Origin of the sequence: Paenibacillus sp. FSL R5-0749 (assembly GCF_038595085.1) — a bacterium.
GTDB lineage: Bacteria > Bacillota > Bacilli > Paenibacillales > Paenibacillaceae > Paenibacillus.
Genome location: NZ_CP152005.1, coordinates 1,613,017 through 1,639,304, shown reverse-complemented (window position 1 = coordinate 1,639,304; position 26,288 = coordinate 1,613,017). Strand labels below are relative to the sequence as shown.

Sequence of the window (26,288 nt, the reverse complement as noted above, 5' to 3'; positions counted from 1 at the left end):
TCACTATTCCAAAGAGTCAGGTGATAAACGTATGAGTAAAAAAAATCCATTCAACGCTCCTTCAAGTGAATCATTGTCTACTGCAGGCATAGCCCCTTCACTCGGAGAAGCACATAGTTCCATGAAAGTACCGCAGAATGCGGCATGGTGGAAGAAATTTCTCGCTTTTGTAGGGCCAGGGTATCTCGTGGCCGTAGGTTACATGGACCCCGGCAACTGGGCAACAGATATCGCCGGCGGATCGCAGTTCGGGTATACTTTGTTATCCGTCATCCTGCTCTCGAACATGATGGCCGTTGTACTTCAATCGTTGGCAGGAAAGCTTGGCATCGTCACTGGACGGGATCTGGCCCAAGCCTGCCGCGAACGCTTCAGCATGCCTGTTGTCGTCATGTTATGGATTCTGTGTGAACTGGCCATTGCGGCTACCGATCTGGCTGAGGTCATCGGTTCTGCCATCGCGTTAAAGCTCTTATTTAACATCCCCATGTTGTACGGAGTTATCATCACCGCCGTTGATGTACTCCTGATTCTTGTACTGCAAAACAAAGGCTTCCGCGCCTTGGAAACACTCGTCATCGTGCTGATGGCCACCATTGCCCTCTGCTTCGGGATTGACCTGTTCCTGGCAAAACCGGATATGGGCGGTGTTCTCCATGGTTTTGTCCCAAATGTGGAGATCCTGCAGAACCCTGCCATGCTCTATATTGCCATTGGTATTATAGGAGCAACCGTGATGCCGCATAATCTGTATCTGCATTCTTCCATTGTGCAGACGCGTCAGATCGAACAGACACCACAGGGCAAAAAAGAAGCGATTCGTTATTCGACCATGGACTCTACAATCGCGCTAACACTCGCCTTGTTCATCAATGCGGCCATCCTGATTGTATCAGCTGCTGTATTCCATAGTGCCGGCATGACGCAGGTTGCCGAGATCTCCGATGCCTACCACTTGCTCACCCCCCTATTAGGGACTACAATTGCAAGTATCCTGTTCGGTGTGGCTCTGTTAGCATCAGGCCAGAATTCTACCCTTACAGGTACACTCGCAGGGCAGATTGTTATGGAAGGTTTCCTCAACATTCGGATTCCGGCTTGGCTGCGCAGACTGGTCACACGTCTGATCGCCATCATCCCGGCAGTAATTGTCACAGCAATTGCAGGAGAACACGGCACAGAAGAACTGCTCATTTTGAGTCAGGTTGTACTGTCTCTTCAATTACCTTTTGCGGTAATCCCTCTGGTCATGTTCACGAGTGATAAAAAAAGCATGGGTGCATTCGCTAACAAATTGTGGCTCAAAATCATCTCATGGGTCATTGCCGCAATTATCGTTGTGTTGAATGTATATCTGATCATTCAGACGATCCGGTTATTCTAATCTCGTCATATCGACTAAACATCAAAAAGGCTGATCAACTCCGGTATTCAATACCAAGTTGATCAGCCTTTATTATTGCAGTACAGCGAGGTGTTTCTTTTTGTAGTAAAACTCCGAGCTCTAACAAATAATCATCTATTCCTGATCCGGCACCAGTAAAGGCAGGAGTTCATCCAATGAATCCACAGTCCAATCCGCGCGTTCGTCATCCGATCGGTCTGGCTGGAATCTTCCGTAGCCCTGCATAATTCGAATCGTACGCATACCCAGCTTCCGGGCAGGAATGATATCGTTATCAATCCGATCCCCGATCATGACGGCTTCCTCCGGTGCACAACCCGCCTGTTTCAGGGCTACAGCGTACAGCTCTGGATCTGGCTTGGACACCCCTTCTTCAGCCGAGCATGCCAGAACATCAACATACTTTCGCAGTCCGTAACTCTCCAGTCTTTCTTCCGTTCCAGGACTCTGATTGGCGATAATGCCAATGCGATAATACCGCGACAACTGCTGAAGAACGGAATCCGCTGAAGGAAAAGGTCGTTCAAGATCTTTTTTAAACTTCAGCTTGTCCTGAATCTGTTTCTGATGTCCTTCATCTTCAATGAATGTGCGAATTGCCACTCTCATGGGCCATTGTTCATATTTCTGATAACAGTTCGCGAACAGTTCACGTACCGCCTCAATCTTCACCGGATACCCCAAAGCACCGGCTTCGCGAACGAACTGTCCGATAATATCATCAACGGGGTCCCATTCATCCACTAGCGTATCTCCAACATCAAAAAACAACCACTTCAATCCACCCACATCCGGCACGCCAATTCCTCCTTGTAAGCCACAGGCAATCTAAAAGTTCGTGTTCAAAAAGTCTGGTTTTCAGTATCGAGAAGATGGAATGAAGCTAGAAATGGAGTAGCGGAGCGTAGGGAAAACTACGTGAGCAACGGACATTTCGGCTGAATTACATATTCGATGCTGATGATGCCGCTAGGCATCCTTCGTAATCAAAAGCGGACTTTTTGAACTACCTTTAACCTTTAAAACCATAAAAAAGAAGACTCACCATCATGCACGAGTCTCCTCAAATTTCCGTTTATCGATACATTCAATTATAACAGGCACCTTACACCTGAGCAATCTCAAGCTATGACATTACCCATTGAGGAGAAAGCCGACTTCCCCATTGAGTGAATATACAATCCGGTCTGCACCCATTCCCCGATAGATCCCCTTCGGATGGCTTTGCTCCGTAATGACGCATAGGGATTTCGATGTCCACGATCGACAGATCTGTAAATAACGACAGGTCAGATTCAGACTGTTCTCGAAAATAAACACGTTGCCAACGCTTGCCTGCGGCAAAAACCATTTTTGAGCTGCAGCCGTATTCATGCGAATGACATGTTCTACTCCGATTCTACGGAGTCTGCGCTCTTCCCCTGCACTGTTGGTTAGAACGGCAAACGGCATTTTTTTGTACATCAGCAATTTGATAAATTTGCGTCCTGCTTCATTAGGAGCAGTCACTAAGATCATCTCATTATCCATCATTCGTTCCTCCCTTGGCGTGAAAAGACAACAAAAAAGAAGCGTGGGGGACCAAGGCCTCCCGAACGCTTCTTAAAGAATCCATGGCGAAATCGCCATGAACCAGCGTACGGCTTGTTGCCTCTCCCTTTAACGCTTACGAGGTTAGCTGACGGATTCGGGCGCGAGAGTCGCCCTATTTCCGGCTGTCACCGGAAAATTCACCCCATGAATGCCTACTGTCCTGGACAGCGCATTCCGTTGGTTCCCCCGTTTCCCACTCATGAATGAATGGAAACTCAGCGATTAAAACATCGTTCGTATATCTTAAGTTAAGATTGAGCGATATTATCGTTTGTTTCGTTTTTCAGGTACAATTTAGTTTTAAATTGAAATTACGATATGAATCATACACCCGTGCCATGGCGGTGTAAAGTCCGGACAGATCACCGAATCGGCAGATTTTCGCCATTATTCATATATAATAACGCTTACAATACGGTTATACGCTATCCACCTCGTCAAGGCTATCTAATTCTCACTCTGGCGTAAATCACTTCGCAATTCATTCACGCATTCTGCACAACTTGCCAGTTTTGATTCTTTTAACACCATATTAGTTTTGCATTATTTAATTGTAACCAATATAATGAAAGGTATCAGATGATATCATGGAGGCGATTGAGATGACAGTCTACGATTACAAAGTGAATACCCTTCGCGGTCAAGAAGTTGAAATGTCCGACTACCGTGATAAAGTGTTACTGATTGTGAATACGGCAAGCTCATGCGGACTTACACCTCAATTCAAAGGTCTGCAAGAACTGCAAGACAAGTTCCAGGATGCGCCATTTGAAGTCCTTGGATTTCCAAGCAACCAGTTTGCCCAGGAAAAAGGTTCTTCCGACGATATCGCGGAGTTCTGTCAGATGAATTATGGCGTGAGCTTCCCTATGTTTGAGAAAATTGATGTGAATGGCTCAAGTGCTCACCCGCTCTTCCAACACCTTAGCAAAGAAGCACCCGGCCTGCTCGGCTCCAAAGCAATCAAATGGAATTTCACCAAATTCCTTGTGGATCAGAACGGACAGGTAGTTAAACGTTATGCTCCCAAAACAACACCTGACAAGATTGAAGAAGATATCAAGAACTTGCTGCAAAAATAGTACATCGGCCACCCTTTGCCGGAAGGTAGAGCACCCTTACCCCCGGTAATGGATGGCCTTTTTTTCAACTTCTGGTACCAGACTGTTCAAAAAGGCAAAAAAAGAAGCTTTCCATTAATGGAAAGCTTCTTCTTCATCGTTCATATGATGCGGTCGAGAGGACTCGAACCTCCACGGGCATACGCCCACTACCCCCTCAAGATAGCGTGTCTGCCATTCCACCACGACCGCATGTCGTAAATAATCGGCAACAGAATTGATTATACAGGGTTCAGAAATAAAAGTAAAGCATTTTTTAAACCTTCTTTTTTAGCTAGGCATTTTCCTCAAAAAACGCATATTCTCGTCATGTTTACCCATGAACTGCATATTATTAGATTTGATCCCCTCTTTTTCGGTAAGAGCCGATCTTGTTGATTCATTTATATATAGTCCTTCCTTATATATATTCCTCCCTGCACTTCGTCACATAAATAACATAATAAGTTATATAAAATGACACAAATATTAAATAACAGAATCTATTCATTAAATTCAACGGATACTATTGACAAAAAGCGGACGTTTATGGGATGATAACTATCATATAATTCGGATTTTCAAACATAAAGTTAACAAAAAGGAATATAAATGTCATCTAACATGACATTTAACGAACACAGGAGGCGAATGATGTGAACCGTGGGAATAAGCTGCTCGATTATGTCAAACTGCTTGATTCCTCTATTCAGGTTGGAGGGTTTACCCATTCCTTCGGCATGGATATCCATATCAGGGAGGGTACCATTCGTAATGCTGAAGATCTCGAATCATTCATGCGTTGTCAGTTGCATCCCAGCATTGTTCGTCTTGAAGGCATGGCCATCAAAGGCATCTATACCGCAGCAGATCACAAGGATACATGGCGGATAGCTCTGATCGATAAACTGGTCCATGTTCAGCGAACTCCTGGAGATCTCAGAGAACAAGCTGCCGCCATGGGAAAACGATTGATCAGACTGGCACGCGCTCTGCACCCCTGGATTGATTTTAGCCAGCTCGAACAGATCTTCGCCAAATATGATTCGGTTGGCTGCCTCTCCACTGTTCACGCCTGGATTAACCACCACCTCGACATCCCGGTCGAGGAAGCGGTCCTTGGTTACCTGCATTCAGCCATGAATGCCTGCATAACCGAAGCCTCCAAAGTCATTCCCCTGAATAACGATATAACCAAAGATCTGATGGTACGCCTGGCCTCAGATCTGGAGACTGAATGGAATACCGTAAGCGCCTCGGCTGCGGATGGACTGGCACAGCCAACCTCAATGTCCATGAAATCATTTTTCCCCAGTTTCCATATGCTTGGAGCTGGACTTCATGCCTACAGAGCCTAGTCCTCTTGATCCACAAACCCGCCCCCTTCCCTTCATCAAACAAACTAAAAAACACGCCGGCAACCTCCTTGCCGACGTGTTTTTTGTCATCTTATTTGTTTATTTAACGTATTTACGCCATTTAACATCACAAAATACACTTTTTTCCGTCTTTTTTAATTGTTAGATGACGGATTTACGTATATAATGAAATATACAGCTCGCATTTCTATATATTCTACATGAAGAAAGGGCGACTGAATACTACATTCTAACCAGGGGTGAACCCTTTTGAACAAGAACAAGAAAAAACCAGTCACTCCGTTCGGATGGGCCATCAAACGACGGCTAACCGAACTACAAGTGGACCAGAAGACCTTTTGTGAACAGCACGGCATCCCACCCTACCGTTTATCCAATCTCATCCACGGCACACGCAAAGCAACCCGATTCAGGCACATGGTCGCTGATATTTTGGATATTCCAGATGAACTGAGATAAGATTTCTGTCAAAGGAGGGTCCCATCCATGAGACATGTTACATCCGATCTGGAGAGACTGTCGTTCCAGTCCATACGTCACCAACTCATCATCGTTGATCATAATTGGATCATTCACAGTTGTAACCGCGCCTGGCAACAGGGGCTCGGCCAATCACCACCATACCCGGATGCGAATATTAATCATGCACATTACCTGCATCTGACGGAAGCCTGGGCAATACGAAGCAAGAACGCAAACACGGCACTTGTCGCACAGAATTTGAAAGAACGCGGAATACCCTTTAATCGAAATCATACATATGATATCTGCGTGTATACTGTATACAACGAAGAGAGGTGGTTTCGCGTGGAACTCACCCCTCTGTCTCACACGAATACAATTCTGGATACCGATCTAGCTTTGATTGCACACATGGATATTACCGAACAGAGGAAGACAGAACACCAATTGAAGAAGGCATTGTCTGAAGTGCGCACATTGCGTGGACTGCTGCCTATTTGCGCTGTCTGCAAACAAATCAAGGACGAAGAGGAACAGTGGACCTCCGTTGAGAATTATCTGGAGAAGCATACCCACGCCGAATTCACCCATGATATCTGTCCTGAATGCATCCGGCGGTTATATCCGAAATACTCGAATATCCTGGACAAGCGTTCCTGAAACCTAACTACTCAACACGCTAATTAACACTACACGGACAGATGATGTTCAAACTGCGACATATCCAGTTCCTGCGGTGTCCCATGCAGGGTGATGGTGCCTTTGTCCATGATATAGATATAATCGGCGGCACTCCTTACAAAATCAATACTTTGCTCCACCAGCAGAACAGAGAGGTCTCCCTTCGCCTTGAGCTGCAGAATAACCTGCCGAATGTCCTCCACGATAGAAGGCTGGATGCCTTCTGTCGGCTCATCAAGCAGTAACAACCCCGGACGTGAAGCCAATGCCCGGGCGAATGCCAATTGTTGCTGCTGTCCACCACTCAGATCCCCGCCCTGCCGTCCATACATCGTAGCAAGCACCGGGAACATCGCCAGCACATCCTCCGGGAACGTTTTTAATCCCGGAGCACTTGTCTCCAGACCAAGCAACAGGTTTTCTTTCACCGTAAGCTGCGGGAAAATCTCCCGCCCCTGCGGTACATAACCGATCCCTGCCCTTGCCCGCTTGGCTGTGTCCAAGGTGCATAACTCCTGATTTTGCCACTGAATACTGCCCTTGCGTGTTTTGAGCAGCCCCATTAATGTTTTCATCAACGTGGTTTTACCCACACCGTTACGCCCCATCAGACACACCACCTGTCCAGGCTGTACGTCAAGGTTCACACCGCGGAGCACATTGCTCTCCCCGTAGCCGGATTCAATTCGTTGCAGCGACAGCATGGTCATCCCTCCTTTTGCCTAGGTACACTTCTGCCACTTTCGGGTCTGCCTGCACCTCCGCCATCGTACCTTCCTTCAGCAGTTTCCCTTCATGCATTACCGTTACCTTGGATGCGAACTCTCGCACAAACTCCATATCATGCTCCACCACCACAACTGAGCGTTCACGCGCAATCTCTTGCAGGAGTCGCCCTGTCTTGTGCGTTTCTTCATCCGTCATGCCTGCGGCTGGTTCGTCCAGCAACAACACACGTGGCTCCTGCAGAAGCAACATGCCGATCTCCAGCCACTGCTTCTCCCCATGCGATAACGCTCCTGCACGAGTCTCAACGCGATCTTGCAGACCAATCTGGAGGGTAACACGCTCCATGGCAGCACTCATTTCCCCATATCGACGAATACCAATGGCTTGCAAAGGGGAACGTCGAGTCTCCGCCGCCAGCGTCAGATTTTCCTGCACCGTCAGACCCGCGAAGATTGATGGCGCCTGAAATTTGCGCCCTACACCTTTGCGAACAATCTGGTGTTCTCTCAGTTTCGTCAAGTCCGTGCCATCCCCCATCTTCACCGAGCCGGACAACGGTTTGGTTTTACCACAGATCACATCCAGCATCGTCGTTTTCCCTGCACCATTCGGTCCAATCAGAAAATGCAGATCATGCTCATGCAGCTTCAGATTCATGCCTTTGACAGCAACGAACCCGCCAAAGGCCACTGTAATATCCTCAGCTACAAGGACTGCCGAATCCTTAGTAGACTTCAGGTTTTTCCCGAGTGACTTGGACATGCGCACTCTCTCCTCTCCGCTTCAGCAAGCGAACAACATGACGATACACACCCACAATACCGTTCGGCATGAACAAAACTACCGTTACAAAGAGCCCACCAATGACAAACAACCATCCTTCAGGGTAAGCCTCGCTTATACCTGTTTTGGCTGCATTCAGTACCACCGCTCCGATGACCGCACCGATAAGCGTACCGCGACCACCCAACGCAACCCACAGAACCATCTCAATGGAGGGCACAATCCCCATCATGGATGGCGAGATAATACCGACTTGAAGAACAAACAACATGCCCGCGATGCCTGCAAGCGCACCAGAAAAAGCAAAAGCCAGCGTTTTATATCCTGCCGGATCATATCCGAGGAATCGCACCCGATTTTCTCCATCACGCGCAGCTTCGAGCACTTGGCCGAACCGACTGTTCACCATTCGACGACAGAGCACATAAGCAATCACCAGAACAGCAAGGGTTATATAGTAGAGAGCAATTGTTGTTCCAGCGGAATGAAGTGTAAAACCAAAGATTGAATTATATCCGGTAATGCCATTCGTCCCACCCGTCCATTCCTGTTTACCAATAAATAATGTCACTGTGATCAGAACCAAAGCCTGAGTCAGGATGGTAAAATAAACACCAGTGATCCGGTTACGGAACGTAAACCACCCCAGAGCAAAGGCGAGCAATGCTGGAAGGGCTATCCCCAATAGGAGGGCCACGGGGAAAGAGCGAAATGGTTCCCAGAACCATGGCAGACCACTGAGACCGCTCCATCCCATGAAGTCAGGAAGCGTTGCTCCACTGGCCTGGATCTTCAGATACATTGCCATCGCGTAACCACCCAGTCCAAAGAACACACCGTGCCCTAAACTCAGCACACCCCCATATCCCCAGATCAGATCGAGACCAATGGCCAGGATCGCCAGCGCCAAAAACTTGGCTAACAGACTCAGACGAAACTCCGTGGAGATCAGTGGAGCAAGACACATCATGATGAGCACAACCGCCCAGATGATCCTCATTTTCAGACTGCCAGTCTTGAGTAATGCCGACATGAACTAACCCCCTTCTTCACGTTAATCGAGACTCCGTGTACGCATTGCAACCAGGCCACGTGGTTTCCATTGCAGAAAAGCAACGATACACACAAATACCAGCACCTTGCCAATGGAGGCAGAGGTATACGTTTCGAACAGCGTGTTGAACATACCAATTCCCAGTGCACCACACACGGTTCCGACCAATTTCCCTACGCCACCCAGAACAACGACCATGAATGCATCCACAATATAATACGTGCCAAGGGAAGGGCCAATCGGACCAATGAGCGTTAATGCACAGCCAGCAATACCCGCGATGCCCGAACCAATGGCAAAGGTCATGCCATCCACCCGCCGAGTCGAAATTCCAAGGCATCCTGCCATACTCCGATTCTGCATCACAGCTCTCATTCGTCTTCCGGATGATGTTCGATAGATATAGAGATACATACACAACAGCACAACCGCAACCAATGCGATAATGAAAATTCGCTTGTACGGAAATACAATGCCATCCGAGATCGCCAATCCCCCATTGAGCCAAGCCGGACTGGATACCCCCACATTCGGCGCTCCGAATATCGTGCGGGCCAGCTGTTGCAGCATCATCCCTACGCCCCATGTCGCAAGCAGACTGTCCAGCGGCCTACCATATAGATGCCTGATCAGTACGACTTCTAGCAACCAGCCAATCAGAGCAGCTACAATGAACGCAATCGGCAAAGCCACAACAAAGTAGGCACCAAACCACGCCGCTGGAGCATAGGACATGAACAGATTTTGTGTTACATACGTTGCATATGCACCGATCATGATCAGTTCACCGTGAGCCATATTGATGACATTCATCAACCCAAACGTTACCGCCAGACCGAGTGCAATCAACAATAGAATTGAACTGATACTCAGACCATTGAACACCTGCAGGATAAACATATCCATCGTGATCCCCTCCTCCATACCGTGACTCTCGCTAATGCGCATGATTTCAATCCGTCTCAGTCACTACACATCCAATACATACACTCATCACATCAACGCTTTACCGCGATACGGTTAGAGGATGTGTTGTCACACCCTCGTTTCTGTTTCGGCTGCTTTGAAGCGAGTTATCTATGTTTATTACGGGGTTTCTATGTTATTTGGCGCTAAGGGAAGCTCCCCATTCATACGTTTTCAGATAAGGGTCCGGCTTGACAGGCGCACCAGAATTCCACAATTCCTTGAACTGTCCATCTTCCTGTACCTCACCGATCCGTACGGTTTTGTAGATATGCTGATTCTCTCCATCCACAGTCACCTTACCTTCCGGTGCATCAAACTCCAGACCCTTCGCAGCTGCCTTAACCTTCTCCACGTCGGTTGATCCTGCTTTTTCCACCGCTGCCTTCCAGAGATAAACTGCCACATATCCCGCTTCAATCGGATCTGCTGTCACCCGATCAGCACCGTATTTTTCTTTGTACTTGGCAACAAATGTGGCATTTTCAGGTGTATCCGTTGTCTGATAATAATTCCACGAAGCGAGATGCCCCTTCAATACGTCTGCGCCAATACCACGGATTTCTTCCTCCGCTACACTTACCGACAGGGTTGTCATCTGATCCGATGAGATTCCTGCGTCCTTCAATTGTTTGAAGAAGGCCACATTGCTATCCCCGTTCAGTGTATTGTATACAATATCCGGCTTCGCAGCCTTGATTTTACTAATGATGGTACTGTAATCCGTATGTCCCAGCGGTGTGTATTCCTCACCCACCACTTCGCCACCCTCAGCTGCGAGTTGTGCCTTAATGACCTGATTGGCCGTTTTCGGGAAAACATAATCCGAACCGAGCAGATAAAACGTCTTGCCCCTGTTCTCCAGTAACCAGGTTACGGATGGAACGATCTGCTGATTGGTTGTTGCTCCTGTATAAAAAATATTTGGCGACGATTCCAATCCTTCATATTGTACCGGGTAAAACAACAGACCTTTGTTCTGTTCGAACACCGGGAGCATAGCCTTCCGACTTGCAGAGGTCCATCCACCAAATACTGCAGCGACCTTATCCTGTTGCAGCAACTTTCCAGCCTTCTCCGCAAAAGTAGGCCAATCCGAAGCGCCATCCTCAATTACTGGCTCGATCTGCTTACCCAAAACTCCGCCCGCGGCGTTAATCTCTTCAATAGCAAGCATCTCGGCATCTTTAACAGATACCTCACTGATTGCCATCGTTCCGCTGAGGGAGTGAAGAATGCCAACTTTAATCGTATCATTGGATGCAGCCGGCTCTCCTGTACCACCCGAACCTGAGGCTTCAGGCGGCGCAGCACCCTCCACACATCCCGTCATGACAATGACCGCACCGAGCAAAACACTCCATAACTTGACCGACCTCTTCTTCAATAGCCTACACTCCCTTTTTTTAGTCTATTGCCGAACATTAAGGTCATTTACACCTGAAATGTTCGTTGATCCAAATTATGGAGTGTTACACTCTTCATGTCAATATAGCTTACATAATTTTATTTCATGCCTACTCATTTCATGCATGTTGCTAATAAGCTTTGAAGCTTATTGACAAAGGATCCACCCTGTGTGAGTATATTTAACATACAATATGTTCCACGAATATATCAGACATTATAAGCGAAAGGTCGGATTGCCTTGCACTGGACTGAACAGGAAAAGGAAAAACTCCTGATTACCGTGGCCGCTAACCTCGCCCGCGAACGAAGAGCACGCGGACTCAAGTTAAATGTTCCCGAAGCCATCGCTTTATTGACCTCCGAACTCATGGAACGGGCACGGGATGGAATGAGTGTTGCCGATTTAATGAGACACGGAGGTACCATCCTGACACGCGAAGACTGTATGGATGGTGTTCCTGATATGATCCCTGAAGTACAGGTAGAAGCCACATTTCCTGACGGTACCAAATTGGTTACTGTACATGAACCTATACGCTGAGAAAGGCAGGAGAAACCATGATTCCTGGTGAATATCGCTTGAAGCCAGATGACGATATCATCTGTCATCCGGATCGCCCAACTCTACGCCTGATTGTCCTGAACCGCGGCGACCGTCCCGTCCAGGTCGGCTCTCACGTTCACTTCTATGAAGTTAATGCCGCACTGGACTTTGATCGCACGTCAGCTTTTGGACATCGTCTGCATATTCCGGCAGGCACCGCCGTCCGTTTCGAACCCGGTGAAGAGAAACCCGTCGAACTCACGACCTTTGGCGGCAAACGCCAGATTCACGGATTCAATGGATTAACGGAAGGCTCAGCAGATCAACAACCCGATCCACAGAAACTGGAGGCATTCCTGAAGACGTTCTCCCCTCCCATACAGGATAGAGGTGAGCCTTCATGAAACGAATGAGTCGCGAGCAATATGCTTCGATGTTCGGACCCACAACCGGTGATGCCGTAAGGCTCGCAGATACCGAACTATGGGCAGAGATCGAACATGACTATGCTGTGTACGGAGATGAGAGCAAGTTCGGGGGTGGCAAAGTCATCCGCGACGGGATGGGCCAGTCCACCTCTGCCCTGCGCAGTGACGGTACTCCTGATACCGTTATTACCAACGCCATCATCATTGATCATTGGGGCATTGTAAAAGCAGACATCGGCATTCGGGATGGTCACATCTGCGCCATTGGCAAATCCGGTAACCCGGATACAATGGATGGGGTTCACCCCGCGCTGGTCATCGGCGCTTCCACCGAAATCATTGCTGGTGAAGGCATGATCGTAACCGCTGGCGGCATTGATACCCATATTCATTTCATCTGTCCACAGCAGATTCAGACTGCATTATCCTCCGGGGTAACGACCATGATTGGCGGCGGAACAGGACCAGCAACAGGAACCAAAGCCACCACCTGCACACCAGGGGCCTGGCACATTCACCGGATGCTGGAGTCCGCAGAAGCTTTTCCCATGAACATCGGTTACCTCGGCAAAGGCAACAGCTCCAGTACTGCACCTTTAATCGAACAGATTGAAGCGGGTGTAATCGGTCTGAAGCTGCACGAGGATTGGGGTACTACTCCGAGCGCTATCGATGCCTGCCTGACTGCCGCCGGTGAACATGATGTTCAAGTCGCTATTCATACCGATACACTGAACGAAACCGGATTTCTCGAAAACACACTGGCCGCGATCAATGGCCGGACAATCCACACGTACCATACGGAAGGCGCTGGTGGCGGACATGCACCGGACATTATTCGGGCCGCTGGGGAGTCCTACGTTATCCCCTCATCCACCAACCCAACACGACCGTACACACGCAACACTGTAGAAGAGCACCTGGATATGTTGATGGTGTGCCATCACCTGGACCCTTCCATCCCGGAAGATGTCGCTTTTGCCGATTCGCGGATTCGTCCCGAAACCATTGCGGCCGAAGACATTTTGCATGATCTTGGCGTGTTCAGCATCATCAGTTCCGATTCACAGGCCATGGGCCGAGTGGGCGAAGTCATTATACGCACTTGGCAGACAGCCGACAAGATGAAGAAACAGCGCGGCAAACTTGAACTCAACCCAGACTCACCTTCCGATAACGATCGGATCAAGCGATATGTCGCCAAATACACCATCAATCCGGCGATCGCCCATGGAATCGGACATCTCGTCGGTTCGGTGGAAGTCGGCAAGCTGGCAGATCTAACCATATGGAAACCGGCCTACTTTGGTGTAAAACCCGAGATTGTCATCAAGGGTGGCATGATTACATTCGCCCAGATGGGTGATCCCAATGCATCCATCCCGACCCCTCAGCCAGTATTTGGCAGACCGATGTTCGGAGCCTATGGAAGCGCCATTGCCAGCGGATCGATCACCTTTGTCTCCCAAGCCGCAGCAGATGCGGGAATCAAAGAGACATTAGGGCTGAAAAAGCGGGTTGAGCCTGTTAAAGGCTGCCGCTCGGTAAGCAAAAAAGACATGATCCACAATGACGTCACCCCTGTCATTGAGGTCGATCCCGAAACCTATGAGGTACGCGCCGACGGCGAACTGCTCACCTGTGAACCCGCAGACGAGTTGCCTATGGCACAGCGCTACTTTATGTTTTGATCTGAATACGGATTAGCTGATAAGGGGGCACTCATGATGAATAGTGGCACGAAGCTGCTCCGTTACGTTCAGCTGTTGGATTCAGCCCTGCCTATCGGTGGGTTCTCCCATTCCTTCGGTCTAGAGGCTTATACACATGATGGCACGGTACAAAATACTGCGCAGCTCGAACAGTTTATTCGCAGTCAGCTTCATTCCAGTCTTGTAAGACTAGATGGTCTTGCCATCAAAGGCGTCTATCAGGCAATACATCAGCAGGATGCCGCTCTACTTGCCCTGTATGACAAACGTGTCCACGCCCAGCGCTCCCCTCGGGAACTCAGGGAAAGCGGCCACAAAATGGGAAAGCGACTACTCAAGCTGGCCCGTTCACTCTATCCATGGATGGACTTCACCCTGATTGATGAGGCCATACGGGAACACGGCGCGTATTGCGGTATCACGACCATTCACGGTTATATCAACTATCAATTGGAGATTGCATTGGATGAAGCCGTTACCGGGCATCTGTATACCTCAGTTAACGCTTATGTGAACAGTGCACTTCGCCTTCTGCCCATCGGTCAAACCGAGGCGCAGATGTTGATTCAGAAGCTACTCGATGATATCGAAGCAGAATGGGCACTCATTCGGGAAAATGACCCGGAAGATATGCACAGCTTCGGAATCGCCCAGGAAATCTATGCTATGCGGCACGAGACCTTACCCGCACGGCTGTTTATGTCTTAACTACAACTTTATCTAACTTAGGAGGAATTGTTATGTGTGGAGGAGCTAATCATACGCATCATCCGGAGTGGGAACGTAAGGCATTTGATCGGAGTCGTCCGATGCGAATTGGCATTGGCGGACCCGTAGGTTCAGGCAAAACAGCCCTTGTCGAGAAGCTGTCCAAGGCACTGCGTACACGTTATAGCCTTGCTGTCATCACCAATGACATTTATACGAAGGAAGATGCCGAGATCTTGCTGCGTCAGAATGCACTGGCACCAGAGCGTATTATCGGTGTAGAGACAGGCGGATGCCCGCACACGGCTATTCGTGAGGATGCTTCCATGAATTTCGAAGCAGTTGACGAGTTGATTGAACGTTTCCCGGATCTGCAACTGATCTTTATCGAGAGCGGTGGTGACAATCTCTCCGCTGCATTCAGTCCAGAACTCGCTGATGTATTCATCTACATTATCGACGTTGCCCAAGGAGAGAAACTCCCGCGCAAAGGCGGACCTGGCATCACGCGTTCAGACCTGCTGTTGATCAACAAAACCGACCTCGCCCCTTACGTTGGAGCAAGCCTGGAAGTGATGAAAAATGATACCGAGCGGGTACGCGAAGGCCGCCCTTATGTCATGTCTAATCTAATGAGCGGTGAAGGTGTATCCGAGATCGTCCACTGGCTCGAACATCAATACATGGATGACGATGCTTCCGCTGCACATCTGCATTCACACAGCCATGAACATGGCACTCACTCACATTAATTCACCTTCTGTGCCCACCGGGACAGAGATGAATCGGAACGAAAGTACAGGTGAGCCTGTCACGCGCCGCAGCGAGCTTCGGGCCACCTTTGCCTTTCAAGGCGAGCGGACGGTTATGACCGATCGTTATTACAGCGCCCCTCTCCGGTTTAGCCGATCCTTTCGGCCTCCCGGAGGCGGGACCGAGTTATGCGTGTACACATCAGACGTCTCTCCCGGAGTCCTTAACGGGGATCATTATCATTCCGAGTGGGAATTAGGTGAAGGCACACATGTCATGCTGAGCAGCACATCAGCGACCAGACTTCATCCCACACCTTCCATTCCCTCATCCGTTAATCATCACTTTCGGTTGGGAAAAGGAGCTACGCTGGAATACTTCCCGGAATGCGTCATTCCCTTCAAAGGGAGTTCTTCTTCACTCGCAGTAACCTTTGAGCTGGATGAACAGGCCATTCTTGCCTATGCAGATATCTGGTCTGCCGGACGGATTCACCGGGGAGAAGCATTCCAGTTCGAGCGCTACCGCAGCTTGACGGAGATATGGCAAGGTAAGCAACTGGCTGTCTGGGATCGTTTCGGACTCGAACCGGCAACCGATGACCCCAAACACTCAGCATCTCTCCTTCACTACACACATACCGCTGCATTGTGGATAATCGCTCCGGGGCTTGGCACTGCGGAGTTGGAACAAGTCAGATCCGCGCTGCCACCCGATGGACGGATGCTCGCAGGTGCAAGTTTACTGGCAACGGGAGGCATCGGCGTTCGAATCCTTGGCATGGCCGCTTGGGAGCTTCAGGAGCAGTGTCTTCAGATCTGGAACACACTCCGTTCCCAACTGCTAGGCAAAGAAACTCTTGTCTTTCGTAAATAAGAGCATGAAACATGCATGGTTAATACAAAAAACCTCTGAACTATCTCCGAGTATGTTCGGATTAGTCCAGAGGTTTTTGTTCATTCAGTCTATGGATGCTGCTCATATCAGTTACGCTTCGTTCTCTTCAGAATTAATCTCTGATCTGTTCTCAGACTTATAACGATAGTCTCCTGCGTCTTTGCTTTCCTTGGATTTGCGGTAACGGGTGAATTCAATATATTCGCTGATAAAAGACTGTTCCACAGTCGATAATTCACTTTCCTGGCAATTCAATTGCCGCAAAACGTCAAAAAAATAATCCTCCCGTTTTTCCCGAACCATCGCTTCCTTCGATGGACGACCAATCATGAGCCAGTCAAGGCTCACATCAAAAAACGAAGCAATCTCAATTAATTTATTCGTACTCGGAATAGACTTGCCACGTTTCCAGTCACCCAGATTGCCTGTGCTAATCTTCAGCTGTTGGCAGAAAGCCTTCTTGGTCATTCCTCGTTCGGCAATCAGGTGTTCAATTCGCTCATAGATCGACTGCATACAAGAACCGCCTTCCAACCGTAATAATCAACTCATCTGCTTGAATTATACCACATTATTCCTGAATGCTCAGCCTTTATATACCTGGAACAGGATAAGGTATAGCGTATAACACAAAGATAGACTTCCATGAATGATCATGAAAGTCTATCTTATAACGTTGTTGCTGTGATGCGGTCGAGAGGACTCGAACCTCCACGGGTATACACCCACTACCCCCTCAAGATAGCGTGTCTGCCATTCCACCACGACCGCATATTCAATTGTAAAAATGGTGAGCCATGAAGGGCTCGAACCTTCGACACCCTGATTAAAAGTCAGGTGCTCTACCAACTGAGCTAATGGCTCTTGCTGTAAACTTCACCGGATGTGCCATGCTTCATTCTTGTTTATAAGAGCAATGACTTTGAGGATTTCTCAACGAAAATATAAATCTCATGAGGTGGTGAAGATATGACCCGTAGGGGATTCGAACCCCTGTTACCTCCGTGAAAGGGAGGTGTCTTAACCCCTTGACCAACGGGCCTTAATAACAAGTTGTCTTTCTTGGCGACAAGAATGAGTATACCACAGGACAATTTAAACTTGCAATACTTTTTTTAAAATTTATTTTTCAGGCTTTTTTGTCCATTTCAAACTGTTCTTCATAGAGCATTTTAGTCGACCTCCACATGCACGCCAATGTCACACCTGTACGGGGAAAAAGTAAATTCCTCATCAAAAAACTTACAAAACCTTACGTTGACTTATAACATTGCAAATCGCATTAGGAATACTTATAATTAAAGTATCATGATAAGTACGGTCATCCATACCCTTGGAGGTGACATGTTTGTTTCAAGAAGAACGAATGCAGCTCATTGTTGAACATCTTCACAAACACAATCGCATCTCAGCTGATGATATTGTCACTTTGTTTGATGTATCACGGGATACTGCTCGCAGGGATCTGATCAAGCTTGAGGAACAGGATGCCATCATTCGAACACGTGGCGGTGCAATTCTCCCCCCTCCTCCGCAAAAGTTCAGATCCTACAAAGACCGTTTACTCGATGTATCTGAGGAAAAAAGAGCCATTGGCAAACTCGCTGCCGCTATAGTAAGACAAGGCGAGATCATTATTCTCGATTCTTCCACGACCGTGCAGGCTTGTGCCGAGAATTTGAACGGCAAATCCTGTACCGTCATTACCAATTCGATTCATTCCGCTGATCTTCTCTCCAATCACACGGCTGTCCAGATTCGTTTGCTCGGTGGCAAAGTGGATAAGGAACAACGTTATGTCTATGGTACCTCTGTGATCGAGACACTTTCCCACTATTATGTAGATAAAGCCTTTATCGGAATTGGCGGTATCACTATGGACGGCTTCAGTGCTTCCGAAGAGGAAGGTAAAATTAAACACCAAATGATGAAAGCTGCCAAGAAAGTCATTGTTCTTGCAGATCAATCCAAGTTTGATAAACGATATGGTTATCGTTTTGCTGACTGGTCATTGGTGGATGTATTGATTACGGATCAATGGCCAACCCAAGAATGGCTTGTTTTTCTAGCCGAACAACAGGTTGAGATTCTCATTCCTGAACCTACAGATGATAAGGAGTTGTAAATATATGAAATTATTTGCCACAGATTTAGATGGAACTTTGTTGAACAGAGATAGCCAGATTAGCCCGGAGAATGCCGCAGCCATCCAAAAGGCCCAGCAATCCGGTATGAAAGTTACCATTGCTACAGGACGCGTCTATTCCGATGTGGTGACCATCAGCCGTGAAGGCGGGATCAAAACCCCAATTATCGGCTCTAACGGAGCTACGATTCATGATGCAGACGGTGAACGTCTATTCCATCTTCCGCTTGAGCGCGACACAGCTGCTTCCGTTATGCAGTGGCTGGAAGATCATGATGTCTATTATGAAGCTTCAACGCAACAAGGCATCTATGCCCCACTTAGCAGTCATGAAACCTTGCTCGCAGAGATGGAACGTGTTCTTGGTTCGAACCCTGGTGAGGACATTGCACGCATGATTCGGGGCATTAAGAAACATTATCAAAAAAAAGACTACCACCGGGTAAACAGCCACCTCGAAATTCCGGCAGAAGCCTATATCTATAATATTATGGCCTTCTCCATGAATCCGGACAAAGTAAAAACAGGACGAGAACACTTCGCTTCCCGAACGGATGTCGCTATGGTTGTATCCTTTGAGCACAACTTCGAAATGCAGCACCCGGACGTATCCAAAGGGAATGCCCTCACCAAACTGGCGGCTCACCTGAACATCTCCATGGAAGATACAGCAGCGATCGGGGATAACTTCAACGATGTCTCCATGTTAAAAATGGCAGGACTCGGCATCGCCATGGGTAATGGCGAACCCGAAATCCAGGCATTAGCCAAAGCCATAACGCTGACCAATGTGGAGAACGGCGTTGCACATGCCATTGAGTGCCTGCTTGAAGGTAGACCGGTAGCCCGTCCGGAAACGATTGTTGGAGAAGGACAGTAATCCCGCAACGGAATTAAATACTGAAGCTGCATGGTCGCCTGTAGATCCATGCAGCTTCTCTTCGTTTCATTTCAACTCAGCAGATCGAACGTGAGGCACGTCCTGTAACAAAATAATCAGTTGCTCGCCCCGATATGAACCCGGCAGTTGCAACGTGAACTCAAGCACAGTCTCTTCTATGGAGTCTGTGCTTGAATGCTGTTCTGTCTTAAATCCGATGACCGAGATCTTCTCTTGCCCCAGCAGTGCCAAAACACGTTTCAGGGCCTCTCCCTCATTCTGCAGATGGATGGTTAACGTCTCTGTTCGAGCGGATACCAACCAGCGTGTGGGCCTATGCAGTAACATCTGTGCTACGACAATAAGCAGTGTCACGCCTGCACCTGTCCAATACAGACCTGAACCGACAGCAAGTCCCATGCCTGCCGTAGCCCATATGCCAGCCGCTGTGGTCAATCCCCTGACCGTGTGGCGCTGTGTGAAGATCATGCCTGCTCCAATGAACCCCACACCGCTAACGACCTGTGCCGCAATCCTTGATGGATCAAGCGACAGATTGGCCCAGCCCGCCTGATCCTGGAATCCATACTTCGATACAATCATCATCAGGGCCGCGCCGACAGCGACTACAAAATGAGTACGAATTCCCGCCTCTTTCATTCGATTCTTGCGCTCATATCCGATTAACACACCACATATTCCAGCTATGAGTACACGCATCAAATATTCCAATTCCATGCACATCACCTCTTTTACTATGTATATGCTTACATTTGCTATCTTTACTATTACCCAATCTTTCACTGACTACATAAGTTGAATTAAAGATTATTACACTGGCACTACGATGACAGAACAACCTTCCAATCGCTGTTATCCCCAGATTTTTTCGATTCCCTTTTCTAAAGGGAAAATCCGGTGATAAAGGCGAACGCTTCGCTTCTTCAGTTTTTTTCTGTCCTCTTCGTTATCGTGTAAATGATTAATTCATCTTATACAATAAAAAGCCTTTACTCTGGTCAATTCTCTGACCGAAAATTGCTCCCTTGTCTCTCTCCCAATCCGAAATAATGTCTGAAATTATAGATCAGCGGATGCCATTCTTCTGGATTAATCTTGTTTGGTCCAGATATCAGTCGTGTGTGTGCATGCACCTTCAACGCTTTCACTTCCACAATCGCCATGAACGGTGTATGTTCGGGAATGCGTATGTGTTGTACAGCCGCTTCAATCTGGAGCGGACATTCGACTATTTTATCTGGAGCCACCTGAACGGAGCATTCGGATGTCAGTCCAGCTACAGTGAATTTATCATGACAATATTCATAGCCCATCTGCCTTTTCTCCTCAGGAACCGGGTTAACTCCCGTATAACGGCCTAATGCCTCAACCTGTCTCCACATGGTCGCATCTGGTAAATTAATCACACACTCCGGATGTCGAATCAGATTTTCATAGGCTTTCCCCTGTGTACCTATACCTAGCACCAGACAGTCCCCCAGCGCCCAGGATGAGGACAGTGGAGACACGTTGGTTGACCCATCCTCGTTTAATGTACTTAGCAGCAATACAGGGGTACCATAATATAAAATACTGGGATTAATCGTTTCATGTCGTACCACTGTGGAATTTTTGTTCAGCTGCCCAGTAGCAGCCTCCGGTTTCATTATCTTGTTCACCTTGTTCATTTTGTACCTCTCCTGTTCCAATCCATTCGTTTATAAGCTTCGTCTGATCCGTATGGGACGATACAACCGAATTGTAATACAGTAATAGTTCAGATATGATCGAAGTATGAATGTATACCCGAATATCACTGTTATTGCGTCGTTAATCGCTGATCCAAGTCGCTCCATTTTTCTGTCATCCTTACTGGATGGCCGGGCGTTGCCCGCAGGAGAGCTTGCTCATATGGCAGGTGTCACGCCCCAGACGGCAAGCAGTCATCTCGCCAAACTCGTAGAGGGAGGATTACTGGAAGTTGAACAGCAAGGCCGTCACCGATACTACCGTCTTGCAAACAAGGAAATTGCTAATCTGATTGAAACCATGGCCAGTATTGCTCCGCCTGTACAGATCCGCTCTCTCAAACAATCCAATCAGCTTCAACAACTGAGTTATGCACGGACCTGTTATGGGCATCTGGCCGGGAAATTAGGAATCTCGCTCTGTGAAGCCTTACTACAGAAGGGTTATCTTGAAGAGCCCGAAGAGGCACACAGCAAGGATTATCAAGTTACAGAAAAAGGAACACAGTGGTTCACTACGTTTGGAATTAAACTTCAGATGAAGCCAGGATCACGCCGTGCCATCGCTCGCAAATGTCTGGATTGGAGCGAACGCCGTCATCATCTCTCAGGCATGCTTGGGGAACAACTCAGACATCGATTATCGGAACTGGACTGGATTCGCCAAAAAACAGGAAGTCGCTCTGTCGAAGTAACGGAAGCAGGCAAGAAAGGTTTATACGAGGTGCTGGATATTTCACTTTAGCGATACAGAAAAATATACGAAGGATACTCCAAGATGAGAACGCAAAAAATCCCCTTCACACTGAACCGTTATCCGGTCAAATGTGAAGGGGATTTTGGGTTGAATCAGAACGGAGAGAGAGGGATACTCTCACTTCGTTCGAGACTGCGGAGTATTGCTAACGAAGCTTATGCTCCGACGAACCTTTAGGGTTCTCATCCCTTTGCAGAGAAGTTTAATTCAGAACGGAGAGAGAGGGATTCGAACCCTCGCACCGCTTACGCAGTCTAACCCCTTAGCAGAGGGTCCCCTTATAGCCACTTGGGTATCTCTCCAAGAAATGGCTCCCCGAACAGGGCTCGAACCTGTGACAACTCGATTAACAGTCGAGTGCTCTACCAACTGAGCTATCAGGGAAAATTAACTTGAATAAGATTAATTTATCATGATTAATAATCCAAGTCAACATGCCTTCCATCACTTTCTCCAATACATTGAATGATACTCACATCAGATATTCTGAAGGCCCAGCTTTCCCGCGCAACGACCACACCGGTAACGCTTCGGATCTATTTTCCGTTTGCGCAAATATTCCGTCCCACAGCTCTTGCACACCAGCTTATAACGATAAGGTAGCGGCTTTCTGCCTTTGCCATCAGGCAGAGATTGACAGTAACGCGAACCGCCCACCTTCTGCAATAAAGCCTTGAATTCCGGGTCACGATGCTGATAGCCGCGTCCACGAATATGCAGATGATAGTGGCACAGCTCATGCTTGATAATTTTTTCAACCTCATCTCGCCCGTAGGCTTCGAGTTGATGCGGATTGATCTCAATCCGGTGACTTTTGAGCATATAACGCCCTCCCGTCGTGGTCAGACGACTGTTAAACAACGCTTCATGGGTGAACGGTACTCCGAAATGATCCAGTGATACCTGTTCAATCCACTGTTGCAACTCCTCATTTTCCATCGGTGTCCTCTCCTTGCACCCCCTCGGAGCATTTGTTTTTCCGGCATAATACTTGAATTTTAACCGTTTCGTAGGCTACACTGTCAAGTAGAATGTATGAGGGGAGATTATTACTCGTTATGCCTACAATGCGCTATGTCATCCTGCAGCAGGAACAACAATTGCAGTTCGTGGAAATGCCGGCGGATTACGCCTATCAACTTAGCGCGCTCAATCTGCGCCTTCACAAGGAGATAGATAAACTCACGGCAGCAGATGTCCCTGTCCTGCCTTGGGCAATCGCCGAATGTGACAACCTCGATCTTCTGAACGAAAATCTTACGATCATCGGCGGCCTTGATTATATCAATGGGCTTGAAGAATCTTTTGCAGTACTACGTGAGAGCCATTATCCCTTGATTTCCTTGCTTACTGAAATCCGGGCGCTCCAGGCTCAATTGGAACAATGGTATGAAGAAGAGATGGAAGCTCTCTAATTCATCTGAGGTATCATTTTAAAATGACAAGTTCAAGAAGCGCAACTCCCAGCATTGGGAATTGTGCTTTTTGGCGATTAAGATAATGATTTGGCGGAGCTCCTCACTTAAGCCGCACAGTCCAGGCTATTGCCACATATGCTAACGTACAGATGAATTATGCAAGAGGAGGAGATACCCTTGCCTCAATGGCTTTGCAATCAACTGATGCGTGCATTTCACAAAAAGGATAGCCGCCAAATCAAGTTGCTGAACGAATGCTGGTTCTTTTATCGCAACAAACCAGCAAATAGCACACCACGCAGTGCAGAGAACGAACTTTAAAAGGTTTCCTAAAGTCTGCTTTGGATTATGAAGGATGGCCTTTAGAACACGCACTTTAAGAAAATGCACATATTCCCACCGTACTTATCAGAGGAATTAGAACGGACAACGGGACTATTACTGTCGACAACAAACAGCCTTCCCTGTTCAGGGAAGGCTGTTCTCCAATTCTGTTGCTTATTAAGACTGTTGCGCAGAAGCAGGCTTCTTCATCGTAAGGCCGACACGGCCTTTTTTGGTATCCACATTCATGACCCACACCGTTACATTATCCCCGACAGATACAACATCCATCGGATGTTTAACATATCCGTTGCTGAGCTGTGAGATATGGACAAGCCCATCACTCTTAATCCCAATATCAACAAAGGCACCAAAATCAATAACGTTCCGAACTGTACCTTGCAGCTCCATGCCTTCCACCAGATCCTCAATTTTCAATACATCTGTACGGAAGATTGGCAACGGCATCTCCTCACGCGGGTCACGACCCGGACGCTGCAAGCTGTCCAGAATGTCACGCAATGTAGGCACACCTACGTCCAGTTTCACAGCCAGTTGCTCCGGCTGTTGCTCGGACAGTAACACCGACAGTTCCTTGCTGCCGAGCTTGTCCAGTGCAACCTGAAGCTCCTTGAACAGCTGATCGACAACCTTGTAGGACTCAGGGTGAATTGGCGTACGATCCAATGGATTCTCACCCTCACCAATACGCATAAAGCCTACGCACTGCTCATAGGTTTTGGCACCCAGACGCGGCACCTTCTGAAGCTGACGGCGGTTCGTAAACCGGCCATTCTCTTCACGGTACTTCACAATGTTCTTGGCAATCGTAGCGTTAACTCCAGCCACATATGACAGCAACGAAGGTGAAGCCGTATTCACGTCCACACCGACATGGTTAACTGCAGATTCGACGACAGCCTTCAGGCTTTCTTCCAGAACCTTCTGGGAAACGTCATGCTGATATTGCCCCACACCAATAGCTTTTGGATCAATCTTAACCAACTCCGCAAGCGGATCTTGTACCCGGCGTGCAATGGAAGCTGCACTGCGCTCCGCAACATCCAGATCCGGGAACTCTTCCTGGGCCAGTTTGGATGCAGAATACACACTCGCCCCTGCTTCGTTAACAATCAGATACACCAGACTTTCATCACCGTTCTCCTGAATGATCTCGGCAACAAACTGCTCCGTTTCACGCGAGCCGGTACCATTACCAATGACGATCAGTCCGATATCATATTGCTTGATCATGCGGTGGAATACTTCCGCAGCTTCACGTTTCTTGTTGTGTGGTGGCGTTGGATAGGTCACAGCCACTTCCAGCAGCTTGCCCGTATCATCTACGACAGCCAGTTTACAGCCCGTACGATAGGCAGGATCGACACCCAGCACACGTTTGCCATGAATCGGTGGTTGAAGCAACAGATTACGCAGATTGGCCGAGAATACCGAGATGGCCTGATTTTCGCCTTTTTCCGTCAGTTCTCCACGAACTTCACGCTCGATGGAAGGCGCAATAAGCCGCTTGTATGCATCTTCAATCACATCACGCAGGATATCCTGCACGGCAGAAGCACCACGAATGATCTGTCCTTCCATATGACGATGGGCCGGTTCTGCCTGTACGTCCAGGCCAACTTTCAGAATATTCTCACGTTCCCCGCGATTAATCGCGAGAATTCGGTGTGGAGGCATCTTTTTGGCCAGTTCGCGGTAATCATAATAATTCTCGTACACGGACTCTTCTTGAGCATCCTTCGCTTCTGAAGTCAGCATTCCGTGATCCAAGGTGTACCGACGAATCCATGCACGAATGGCAGCATCGTCTGCGATGTTCTCAGCAAGAATGTCTTTGGCTCCCTGAAGTGCCGACTCCGCATCTTCTACGCCCAGTTCAGCATTGATATATTTCGCAGCTTCCTGGAGTACATTGCCTTGCTTCGGTTGACCCCAGATCCATACAGCAAGGGGCTCAAGACCTTTTTCCTTAGCCACGCTTGCACGCGTTTTCCGTTTCTGACGGAACGGACGATACAAATCTTCCACTTCCTGCAGCTTCACAGCCTGGGTAATGGAATTCTTCAGTTCTCCGGTCAGCTTGCCCTGTTCCTCTATAATACGGATGACTTCCAATTTGCGATCCTCAAGATTGCGCAGATAGACAATGCGTTCTTCAATCAATCGCAGCTGGTTCTCATCCAGCTCTCCAGTCATTTCTTTACGGTAGCGGGCGATAAATGGAATCGTATTGCCTTCGTCCAGAAGCTCCGATGTCGTACGGACCTGCTTCAAGGACAGTGACAGTTCCTTGGCTACCTGTTTGATGATTCGTTCATGGCGTTCTGCCTTTATTGTTTCTTCATTGGGTTCCAGAACCGTTTCCTGTTCAGACAAAATAAATCCCTCTT

General features: G+C 48.1%; 28 protein-coding genes, 6 tRNA genes and 1 riboswitch. Of the genes, 16 read left to right on the top strand and 18 right to left on the bottom strand.

Going from position 1 to position 26,288, the window contains the following annotated elements; genetic code table 11:
• The first annotated feature begins 31 nt into the window (after positions 1 to 31).
• Positions 32 to 1,384: an Nramp family divalent metal transporter gene (locus MKY85_RS07140; protein WP_339240391.1), complete on the top strand. Its 1,353-nt coding sequence runs from the start codon at positions 32 to 34 to the stop codon at positions 1,382 to 1,384.
• Positions 1,385 to 1,519: 135 nt separating this feature from the next.
• Here the strand turns inward: MKY85_RS07140 and MKY85_RS07135 are convergent, their stop codons facing one another.
• Together MKY85_RS07135 and MKY85_RS07130 are read right to left on the bottom strand one after the other, a co-directional pair.
• A complete protein-coding gene (locus MKY85_RS07135) occupies positions 1,520 to 2,203 on the bottom strand; it encodes an HAD family hydrolase (protein WP_339259509.1) in 684 nt (227 codons plus the stop codon).
• A 336-nt stretch (positions 2,204 to 2,539) separates the two neighbouring features.
• The gene (locus tag MKY85_RS07130; protein ID WP_342572201.1) at positions 2,540 to 2,938 is read right to left on the bottom strand and encodes a hypothetical protein; all 399 of its coding nucleotides are present in this window, start codon (positions 2,936 to 2,938) and stop codon (positions 2,540 to 2,542) included.
• 115 nt (positions 2,939 to 3,053) lie between these two features.
• A riboswitch (cyclic di-AMP (ydaO/yuaA leader) is annotated at positions 3,054 to 3,229 on the bottom strand.
• Between the two features lie 371 nt (positions 3,230 to 3,600).
• Here MKY85_RS07130 and MKY85_RS07125 point away from each other — a divergent pair.
• Positions 3,601 to 4,080, top strand: coding sequence for a glutathione peroxidase (locus MKY85_RS07125; RefSeq protein WP_215076520.1), 480 nt, complete (start codon positions 3,601 to 3,603; stop codon positions 4,078 to 4,080).
• 148 nt (positions 4,081 to 4,228) lie between these two features.
• Here MKY85_RS07125 and MKY85_RS07120 read toward each other — a convergent pair.
• Positions 4,229 to 4,311, bottom strand: a tRNA-Leu gene (locus MKY85_RS07120).
• Positions 4,312 to 4,754: 443 nt separating this feature from the next.
• Here MKY85_RS07120 and MKY85_RS07115 point away from each other — a divergent pair.
• The 3 genes from MKY85_RS07115 (at position 4,755) to MKY85_RS07105 (ending at position 6,599) form a co-directional block, all read left to right on the top strand.
• Positions 4,755 to 5,456: an urease accessory UreF family protein gene (locus MKY85_RS07115; RefSeq protein WP_342572200.1), complete on the top strand. Its 702-nt coding sequence runs from the start codon at positions 4,755 to 4,757 to the stop codon at positions 5,454 to 5,456.
• Between the two features lie 270 nt (positions 5,457 to 5,726).
• Positions 5,727 to 5,936 carry an XRE family transcriptional regulator gene (locus MKY85_RS07110; RefSeq protein WP_253431853.1) on the top strand — a complete coding sequence of 70 codons (210 nt, stop codon included), beginning with the start codon at positions 5,727 to 5,729 and terminating at the stop codon, positions 5,934 to 5,936.
• A gap of 27 nt (positions 5,937 to 5,963) precedes the next feature.
• The gene (locus MKY85_RS07105) at positions 5,964 to 6,599 is read left to right on the top strand and encodes a hypothetical protein (RefSeq protein WP_339240387.1); all 636 of its coding nucleotides are present in this window, start codon (positions 5,964 to 5,966) and stop codon (positions 6,597 to 6,599) included.
• A 29-nt stretch (positions 6,600 to 6,628) separates the two neighbouring features.
• Here MKY85_RS07105 and urtE read toward each other — a convergent pair whose 3' ends face one another.
• The 5 genes from urtE to urtA all read right to left on the bottom strand — a co-directional run bounded on the left by urtE (position 6,629) and on the right by urtA (position 11,539).
• Positions 6,629 to 7,324 (bottom strand): urea ABC transporter ATP-binding subunit UrtE, encoded by a 696-nt coding sequence (urtE, locus tag MKY85_RS07100; RefSeq protein ID WP_339240386.1) that lies wholly within the window; start codon positions 7,322 to 7,324, stop codon positions 6,629 to 6,631.
• Positions 7,302 to 8,111 (bottom strand): urea ABC transporter ATP-binding protein UrtD, encoded by an 810-nt coding sequence (gene urtD / locus MKY85_RS07095; protein WP_342572199.1) that lies wholly within the window; start codon positions 8,109 to 8,111, stop codon positions 7,302 to 7,304. Before urtD ends, urtE begins: the two co-directional genes overlap by 23 nt.
• Positions 8,074 to 9,165, bottom strand: coding sequence for an urea ABC transporter permease subunit UrtC (gene urtC / locus MKY85_RS07090; RefSeq protein ID WP_342572198.1), 1,092 nt, complete (start codon positions 9,163 to 9,165; stop codon positions 8,074 to 8,076). Before urtC ends, urtD begins: the two co-directional genes overlap by 38 nt.
• Positions 9,166 to 9,186: 21 nt before the next feature.
• On the bottom strand, positions 9,187 to 10,092 hold the full coding sequence (gene urtB / locus MKY85_RS07085) for an urea ABC transporter permease subunit UrtB (RefSeq protein ID WP_342572197.1): 906 nt from the start codon (positions 10,090 to 10,092) through the stop codon (positions 9,187 to 9,189).
• 196 nt (positions 10,093 to 10,288) lie between these two features.
• A complete protein-coding gene (urtA, locus tag MKY85_RS07080) occupies positions 10,289 to 11,539 on the bottom strand; it encodes an urea ABC transporter substrate-binding protein (protein ID WP_339259502.1) in 1,251 nt (416 codons plus the stop codon).
• A 261-nt stretch (positions 11,540 to 11,800) separates the two neighbouring features.
• Here urtA and MKY85_RS07075 point away from each other — a divergent pair, with 261 nt between their 5' ends.
• From MKY85_RS07075 to MKY85_RS07050, 6 genes are read left to right on the top strand one after another with little or no spacing between them, the layout of a single operon-like run.
• Positions 11,801 to 12,103: an urease subunit gamma gene (locus MKY85_RS07075; protein WP_253431836.1), complete on the top strand. Its 303-nt coding sequence runs from the start codon at positions 11,801 to 11,803 to the stop codon at positions 12,101 to 12,103.
• Between the two features lie 17 nt (positions 12,104 to 12,120).
• Positions 12,121 to 12,510 (top strand): urease subunit beta, encoded by a 390-nt coding sequence (locus tag MKY85_RS07070; protein ID WP_339240380.1) that lies wholly within the window; start codon positions 12,121 to 12,123, stop codon positions 12,508 to 12,510.
• Positions 12,507 to 14,225, top strand: coding sequence for an urease subunit alpha (ureC, locus tag MKY85_RS07065; protein ID WP_339240379.1), 1,719 nt, complete (start codon positions 12,507 to 12,509; stop codon positions 14,223 to 14,225). The genes MKY85_RS07070 and ureC overlap by 4 nt, the downstream gene beginning before the upstream one ends.
• A 33-nt stretch (positions 14,226 to 14,258) precedes the next feature.
• Positions 14,259 to 14,954 carry an urease accessory UreF family protein gene (locus MKY85_RS07060; protein ID WP_339259500.1) on the top strand — a complete coding sequence of 232 codons (696 nt, stop codon included), beginning with the start codon at positions 14,259 to 14,261 and terminating at the stop codon, positions 14,952 to 14,954.
• 32 nt (positions 14,955 to 14,986) lie between these two features.
• Positions 14,987 to 15,706 carry an urease accessory protein UreG gene (gene ureG, locus MKY85_RS07055; protein ID WP_017690021.1) on the top strand — a complete coding sequence of 240 codons (720 nt, stop codon included), beginning with the start codon at positions 14,987 to 14,989 and terminating at the stop codon, positions 15,704 to 15,706.
• A complete protein-coding gene (locus tag MKY85_RS07050; protein WP_342572196.1) occupies positions 15,600 to 16,583 on the top strand; it encodes an urease accessory protein UreD in 984 nt (327 codons plus the stop codon). The genes ureG and MKY85_RS07050 overlap by 107 nt, the downstream gene beginning before the upstream one ends.
• A 111-nt stretch (positions 16,584 to 16,694) precedes the next feature.
• On the opposite strand, the gene MKY85_RS07045 is transcribed toward MKY85_RS07050, so the two are convergent.
• The 4 genes from MKY85_RS07045 to MKY85_RS07030 all read right to left on the bottom strand — a co-directional run bounded on the left by MKY85_RS07045 (position 16,695) and on the right by MKY85_RS07030 (position 17,646).
• The gene (locus MKY85_RS07045; protein WP_339240376.1) at positions 16,695 to 17,120 is read right to left on the bottom strand and encodes a helix-turn-helix domain-containing protein; all 426 of its coding nucleotides are present in this window, start codon (positions 17,118 to 17,120) and stop codon (positions 16,695 to 16,697) included.
• A gap of 172 nt (positions 17,121 to 17,292) precedes the next feature.
• Positions 17,293 to 17,375 (bottom strand) — tRNA-Leu (locus tag MKY85_RS07040).
• Between the two features lie 17 nt (positions 17,376 to 17,392).
• A tRNA-Lys gene (locus MKY85_RS07035) sits at positions 17,393 to 17,468 on the bottom strand.
• Between the two features lie 106 nt (positions 17,469 to 17,574).
• Positions 17,575 to 17,646, bottom strand: a tRNA-Glu gene (locus tag MKY85_RS07030).
• A 306-nt stretch (positions 17,647 to 17,952) separates the two neighbouring features.
• On the opposite strand from MKY85_RS07030, the gene MKY85_RS07025 reads away from it, so the two are divergent.
• On the top strand, positions 17,953 to 18,729 hold the full coding sequence (locus MKY85_RS07025; protein ID WP_339259497.1) for a DeoR/GlpR family DNA-binding transcription regulator: 777 nt from the start codon (positions 17,953 to 17,955) through the stop codon (positions 18,727 to 18,729).
• 4 nt (positions 18,730 to 18,733) lie between these two features.
• Entirely contained in the window at positions 18,734 to 19,630 is an 897-nt protein-coding gene (locus MKY85_RS07020; RefSeq protein ID WP_342572195.1) for a Cof-type HAD-IIB family hydrolase, read from the top strand.
• Between the two features lie 66 nt (positions 19,631 to 19,696).
• On the opposite strand, the gene MKY85_RS07015 is transcribed toward MKY85_RS07020, so the two are convergent.
• Positions 19,697 to 20,368: an MgtC/SapB family protein gene (locus MKY85_RS07015; protein ID WP_342572194.1), complete on the bottom strand. Its 672-nt coding sequence runs from the start codon at positions 20,366 to 20,368 to the stop codon at positions 19,697 to 19,699.
• A 281-nt stretch (positions 20,369 to 20,649) separates the two neighbouring features.
• The gene (locus tag MKY85_RS07010; RefSeq protein WP_339242956.1) at positions 20,650 to 21,297 is read right to left on the bottom strand and encodes a flavin reductase family protein; all 648 of its coding nucleotides are present in this window, start codon (positions 21,295 to 21,297) and stop codon (positions 20,650 to 20,652) included.
• A 127-nt stretch (positions 21,298 to 21,424) separates the two neighbouring features.
• Here MKY85_RS07010 and MKY85_RS07005 point away from each other — a divergent pair, with 127 nt between their 5' ends.
• On the top strand, positions 21,425 to 22,123 hold the full coding sequence (locus MKY85_RS07005; RefSeq protein ID WP_339240371.1) for a winged helix-turn-helix domain-containing protein: 699 nt from the start codon (positions 21,425 to 21,427) through the stop codon (positions 22,121 to 22,123).
• 225 nt (positions 22,124 to 22,348) lie between these two features.
• On the opposite strand, the gene MKY85_RS07000 is transcribed toward MKY85_RS07005, so the two are convergent.
• The 3 genes from MKY85_RS07000 to MKY85_RS06990 all read right to left on the bottom strand — a co-directional run bounded on the left by MKY85_RS07000 (position 22,349) and on the right by MKY85_RS06990 (position 23,074).
• Positions 22,349 to 22,437 (bottom strand) — tRNA-Ser (locus MKY85_RS07000).
• A gap of 6 nt (positions 22,438 to 22,443) precedes the next feature.
• Positions 22,444 to 22,519: transfer RNA gene (locus MKY85_RS06995), tRNA-Asn, on the bottom strand.
• Positions 22,520 to 22,612: 93 nt separating this feature from the next.
• Complete coding sequence (locus MKY85_RS06990) at positions 22,613 to 23,074, bottom strand: SprT family protein (protein WP_036669054.1); 462 nt, start codon at positions 23,072 to 23,074, stop codon at positions 22,613 to 22,615.
• 119 nt (positions 23,075 to 23,193) lie between these two features.
• On the opposite strand from MKY85_RS06990, the gene MKY85_RS06985 reads away from it, so the two are divergent.
• Positions 23,194 to 23,550 (top strand): hydrolase/acyltransferase, encoded by a 357-nt coding sequence (locus MKY85_RS06985; RefSeq protein WP_342572193.1) that lies wholly within the window; start codon positions 23,194 to 23,196, stop codon positions 23,548 to 23,550.
• A gap of 180 nt (positions 23,551 to 23,730) precedes the next feature.
• Positions 23,731 to 23,874, top strand: coding sequence for a cortex morphogenetic protein CmpA (gene cmpA / locus MKY85_RS06980; RefSeq protein ID WP_342572192.1), 144 nt, complete (start codon positions 23,731 to 23,733; stop codon positions 23,872 to 23,874).
• Between the two features lie 180 nt (positions 23,875 to 24,054).
• Here cmpA and MKY85_RS06975 read toward each other — a convergent pair whose 3' ends face one another.
• Positions 24,055 to 26,274, bottom strand: coding sequence for a Tex family protein (locus MKY85_RS06975; RefSeq protein ID WP_339240369.1), 2,220 nt, complete (start codon positions 26,272 to 26,274; stop codon positions 24,055 to 24,057).
• Between the last annotated feature and the right edge of the window lie 14 nt (positions 26,275 to 26,288).

Excerpts from the sequence above, each read along its gene's own strand:
- MKY85_RS07140 (WP_339240391.1), top strand. The coding sequence starts at position 32 with ATGAGTAAAAAAAATCCATTCAACGCTCCTTCAAGTGAATCATTGTCT.
- MKY85_RS07130 (WP_342572201.1), bottom strand. The coding sequence starts at position 2,938 with ATGATGGATAATGAGATGATCTTAGTGACTGCTCCTAATGAAGCAGGA.
- MKY85_RS07125 (WP_215076520.1), top strand. The coding sequence starts at position 3,601 with ATGACAGTCTACGATTACAAAGTGAATACCCTTCGCGGTCAAGAAGTT.
- MKY85_RS07105 (WP_339240387.1), top strand. The coding sequence starts at position 5,964 with ATGAGACATGTTACATCCGATCTGGAGAGACTGTCGTTCCAGTCCATA.
- urtE (WP_339240386.1), bottom strand. The coding sequence starts at position 7,324 with ATGCTGTCGCTGCAACGAATTGAATCCGGCTACGGGGAGAGCAATGTG.
- urtD (WP_342572199.1), bottom strand. The coding sequence starts at position 8,111 with ATGTCCAAGTCACTCGGGAAAAACCTGAAGTCTACTAAGGATTCGGCA.
- urtC (WP_342572198.1), bottom strand. The coding sequence starts at position 9,165 with ATGTCGGCATTACTCAAGACTGGCAGTCTGAAAATGAGGATCATCTGG.
- urtB (WP_342572197.1), bottom strand. The coding sequence starts at position 10,092 with ATGGATATGTTTATCCTGCAGGTGTTCAATGGTCTGAGTATCAGTTCA.
- MKY85_RS07070 (WP_339240380.1), top strand. The coding sequence starts at position 12,121 with ATGATTCCTGGTGAATATCGCTTGAAGCCAGATGACGATATCATCTGT.
- ureC (WP_339240379.1), top strand. The coding sequence starts at position 12,507 with ATGAAACGAATGAGTCGCGAGCAATATGCTTCGATGTTCGGACCCACA.
- MKY85_RS07060 (WP_339259500.1), top strand. The coding sequence starts at position 14,259 with ATGATGAATAGTGGCACGAAGCTGCTCCGTTACGTTCAGCTGTTGGAT.
- ureG (WP_017690021.1), top strand. The coding sequence starts at position 14,987 with ATGTGTGGAGGAGCTAATCATACGCATCATCCGGAGTGGGAACGTAAG.
- MKY85_RS07045 (WP_339240376.1), bottom strand. The coding sequence starts at position 17,120 with ATGCAGTCGATCTATGAGCGAATTGAACACCTGATTGCCGAACGAGGA.
- MKY85_RS07020 (WP_342572195.1), top strand. The coding sequence starts at position 18,734 with ATGAAATTATTTGCCACAGATTTAGATGGAACTTTGTTGAACAGAGAT.
- MKY85_RS07015 (WP_342572194.1), bottom strand. The coding sequence starts at position 20,368 with ATGGAATTGGAATATTTGATGCGTGTACTCATAGCTGGAATATGTGGT.
- MKY85_RS07010 (WP_339242956.1), bottom strand. The coding sequence starts at position 21,297 with ATGAAACCGGAGGCTGCTACTGGGCAGCTGAACAAAAATTCCACAGTG.
- MKY85_RS07005 (WP_339240371.1), top strand. The coding sequence starts at position 21,425 with ATGAATGTATACCCGAATATCACTGTTATTGCGTCGTTAATCGCTGAT.
- MKY85_RS06990 (WP_036669054.1), bottom strand. The coding sequence starts at position 23,074 with ATGGAAAATGAGGAGTTGCAACAGTGGATTGAACAGGTATCACTGGAT.
- MKY85_RS06985 (WP_342572193.1), top strand. The coding sequence starts at position 23,194 with ATGCCTACAATGCGCTATGTCATCCTGCAGCAGGAACAACAATTGCAG.